Here is a 376-nt window from a genome sequence, read left to right as displayed (position 1 = left end):
CTGCTCGACTTGCCCTGCCGCTAAGTGCTGAATATTGGCATTGGGAACCGAATAAGCCCAATCACCGGCTTTTCCAATGGTCAGATGACCGCCATAGGGATCACTGACCGCATGGGCATTACGAGTGGCGTAAAAATGATCTTCACTGGCATCAGGATCGATAACATTCAACACGCCAGTGACAAATATCGTATGTTGGGCATCACCTTGTACATGGCGATCTTCTGTTATTTGACCGCTTTTATCTCCGGCGAAGATCGCAGCATCGCCAACAGCCGAGAGCATCGTTGATGCGCCAGTGTGTGTCACACCACCGTGGGCATCTTTGACATCATAGCTAAAGTGCACCGCTCCGTTGTAGTCTTTTTCTGGGGTA

General features: G+C 50.3%; 1 protein-coding gene. It reads right to left on the bottom strand.

Annotated features, from left to right (window positions below; translation table 11 throughout):
- Positions 1 to 376 (bottom strand): VCBS domain-containing protein (locus tag ACP45E_RS16215; protein WP_198927740.1); only part of this gene is annotated, 376 nt, incomplete at both ends.

The sequence above is a fragment of the Vibrio genomosp. F10 str. 9ZD137 genome (assembly GCF_049974785.1).
GTDB lineage: Bacteria > Pseudomonadota > Gammaproteobacteria > Enterobacterales > Vibrionaceae > Vibrio.
This window is presented reverse-complemented; position numbering and strand designations above follow the sequence as displayed.